This window comes from Ferruginibacter sp. (assembly GCF_031430955.1).
Classification (GTDB): domain Bacteria; phylum Bacteroidota; class Bacteroidia; order Chitinophagales; family Chitinophagaceae; genus Ferruginibacter.
Genome location: NZ_JANPCM010000589.1, coordinates 1 through 3,811, shown reverse-complemented (window position 1 = coordinate 3,811; position 3,811 = coordinate 1). Strand labels below are relative to the sequence as shown.

Annotated in this window: 2 protein-coding genes; one reads left to right on the top strand and one right to left on the bottom strand. The window is 38.4% G+C overall.

Features of this window, described 5'->3' with window-relative positions:
• The coding region (locus ACY65O_RS16685; protein ID WP_462221995.1) for a saccharopine dehydrogenase C-terminal domain-containing protein at positions 1-1,129 on the bottom strand (1,129 nt) is incomplete at its 3' end.
• Positions 1,130-1,384: 255 nt separating this feature from the next.
• Between ACY65O_RS16685 and gyrA the strand changes: the two genes are divergently transcribed.
• On the top strand, positions 1,385-3,811 hold a 2,427-nt coding region (gene gyrA, locus ACY65O_RS16680; protein ID WP_462221994.1), incomplete at its 3' end, for a DNA gyrase subunit A.

Below are 3,811 nucleotides of genomic sequence, written 5' to 3'. Positions count from 1 at the left end.
CCACAAGGCCCTGTGGGACATTATCTTTTTCATATTCAATTTCATGCAGCATCACAATCATGTCTTTATCATTAGGCTGCATAGCCAGTTTTGTTTCGGCAGCAAATTGTAAAATATCTGCAGAGCATTGTGCAGCTTTGGGTAATTTGGTATTAGCAGTTAATCCCAAAAAAATAAATTGGTTGGTCAGTTCTGCAATAAAATCTTCATGCACATATAAGTCGGTGTATTCTATTAAATCCATTTCTCTGTCTTCAACTAAATATAATTTTCTTTCCAGCCAGTCGGCATAGGTTTCGCAATCCATAATATTATCATGGTCTTCGGTGTCGGTTAGCCCAAGATTTACAATATAATCCCAACCACGGCAAAAGGCCGGGTAACGTAAAGTGGTTCTTATAAAAGTTTCAGCTTCTTCTAATTTATAAATGGGCAGATAGCTGATCGAATCCCTGTTAGGGTACCAGGCCAGTTCGCCTAATCCGGGAAAAGTGACTAATTCACAATTTTCAAATACTATTTGATATTCTTCTTCAATTATTTCATAGTTCTCTTTATAAACCGCACCGGCGCTGCCCGCCATAATAATATTTTTTGGGTTCCAGCTTATTTTATAATGCCAGGGATTATTATCACTTTCCGGTGCAACCAAACCGCCACAATGGCTTTTAAAAGAAGTTATTTTTCCACCGCCAGCTTTTATTTCCTCAATCATTTTCATTGCGCTCATGTGGTCAATGCCCGGGTCTAAGCCCATTTCGCAGAGAAACAGAATACCTTTATTGTCGATTTCGGATTTTAGATTTCGGATTTGATCATCAACATAAGAAGCCGTGAGTAAATTTTTACTGTAGTTCACACAATCCTTTGCCACTAAAAAATGCAGGGCAGGGGGCATCATCGAAATTACAATGTCAGCTTTTTGTATCAGTGCAATCCTTTGTTCATCTTTTGTAATATCAATTTGCACAGCTTCTGCTAAAGGAGAATTATTGGTTTTAGCAAGTACCTGGTTTTTATCTGCGTCAGCAATAATAATTTGCCAGCTATTTATTTCGGCTTCACTTAATAAATAGTCAATTAAAACGGTAGCAGATTTACCTGCTCCAAATAGAAGTATAGTTTTCAAATACAAAATTTTGTGCAAAATAGTTTATTTATTGTTGCTAAATTCTATGCTTACATAAAAGTTAAATAGCGATATAAATGTTGAATGTAATTCTACCGCACCCAAGCTTGATCAGGGCATAAATTTCTGTACTAAAATCTTCTCCACAACAATAAAATAAATGTGTAAAACTAAGCGCTTAAAAGACCCATTTTATTGCGGAAAAACGCTTTAAAACCGTTACTTTCGCCAACCAGGAATTTGGACAAAAATAATATGGAAAATAACGAAGAATTAAAAGACGGAAATCTCAACAACAGGGGCAAAATTATACCTGTAAATATTGAGGAGCAAATGAAAACTTCTTACATCGATTACAGCATGAGCGTAATTGTAGGCCGGGCTTTGCCGGATGTAAGGGATGGTTTTAAACCCGTTCACCGCCGTGTACTTTTTGGCATGAGTGAGCTGGGTAATTACAGCAACAAGCCTTATAAAAAAAGTGCCCGTATTGTTGGAGAGGTGATGGGTAAATTTCACCCACACGGCGATACTGCCATTTACGATACCATGGTGCGTATGGCGCAGGAGTGGAACATGCGGTATGTAATGATTGATGGCCAGGGAAATTTTGGTAGCCAGGGTGGAGATCCACCGGCTGCTATGCGTTATACCGAGGTACGTATGCAAAAGCTTGCCGAAGCCATGCTGGAAGATATTGAAAAAGAAACAGTGGATTATCAATTAAACTTCGATGACAGTTTAAAAGAGCCCACCGTTTTACCAACACGTATCCCTCAGCTTTTAGTAAATGGAAGCAGTGGTATTGCCGTAGGTATGGCTACCAACATGATGCCGCATAACTTAAGTGAAGTTATTGATGCCTGTATTGCTTATATAGATGATAATGATATTACCATTGATGATTTAATAAAGCATGTAAAGGGCCCTGATTTTCCTACAGGCGGAACCATTTTTGGTTTTGAAGGCGTAAAGGCTGGCTTACATACTGGAAGAGGCAGAGTGGTATTGAGAGGTAAAGTAAATATTGAAACATTACCCAACGGCAGAGAGAAATTAATTATTTACGAAATTCCTTACCAGGTAAATATTGATAACCTGGCTGCAAAAATTGGTGAAATAGTTGCCGATAAAATTATTGACGGTGTAAGCAATGTTAACGACGAAAGTAATAACAAAGAAGGTACCCGTATTGTAGTTGATTTAAAGAAAGATGCGGTAGCGCAGGTGGTAATAAACCAATTGTACAAACATACCGACCTGCAAACCTCTTACGGTATAAACAATGTGGCCATTGTAAAAGGAAGACCTAAAATTTTAAATCTTAAAGATCTTATAAGAGAGTTTATTGAGTTCCGCCACGAAGTTGTTATAAGAAGAACAAAATACGAGTTACGCAAAGCAGAAGAGCGTGCCCATATTTTAGAAGGGTATATTATTGCACTGGATAATCTGGATGCAGTAATTAAATTAATAAGAGAATCATCTACACCCAACATTGCACAGGAAGGTTTGATGAGCAGTTTTGGTATGAGTGAAATACAGGCCAAAGCCGTGCTGGAACTGCGTTTGCAACGCCTTACCGGAATGGAGATTGATAAGATACGTGAAGAGCATGCAGAGATTATGCTGCTGATTGAAAGATTAAAAGAAATTTTAGCTAACGAAGGCATGCGCTTTCAAATTATTAAAGATGAACTGGCAGAAGTAAAACATAAGTTTGGTGACGAACGCCGTACAGAAATAACTTACCTGGATGATGAAATAGGAATGCTTGATCTGATTGAAGAAGAAGACATGGTGGTTACCATTTCGCATTTGGGTTACATAAAAAGAACTTCGGTTAGCGAATACCGGCAGCAGCGCCGTGGGGGCCGTGGGGCAAAAGGCAGCAGCACCAGGCAGGAAGATTATATCGAACATCTTTTTGTAGCCAGCACTCACCACACTTTATTATTCTTTACCGAAAAAGGAAAATGTTTTTGGTTACCGGTGTATCAAATTCCCGAAGGTGATAAAACCAGCAAGGGCAGGGCAATACAAAACCTGGTACAAATTCCGCAGGATGATAAAGTACGTGCCATTATTGATGTAAAGAATTTTAAAGACGAGGAATATGTAAAGAGCCATTACATTGTTTTGTGTACCAAAAAAGGCATTATTAAAAAAACTGACCTGCAAGATTTCAGCCGTCCACGCCAGAGCGGTATTAACGCCATAAATATTTTAGAAGGCGATCAGTTATTAGCTGCAAGACTTACCGATGGTAATTGCGAAATAATGATGGCTGTTAAAAGTGGGAGAGCTATACGTTTTAATGAAGAAAAAGTACGCAGCACAGGTAGAGGTGGAATAGGGGTTTATGGAATAGAGGTTGATGATAAAACCGATGAAGTAATAGGAATGGTTTGCGTAAACAGAGAAGACAAATCCAAAACAATAATGGTTGTAAGCGAAAAAGGATTTGGTAAACGTACACCTTTAATTGATGAAGATGGGGAAGCTGTTTATAGAATTACAAACAGAGGTGGTAAAGGAGTTCGTACCTTAAATGTTACAGAAAAAACTGGTAGGTTAGTAGGCTTATTAGCCGTAAGTGAAACAGAAGATTTAATGATTACTTGTGTAAGTGGCATTACTATACGTATGAGTGTTGCAGGTATTAGACCGCAGGGTAGGGCA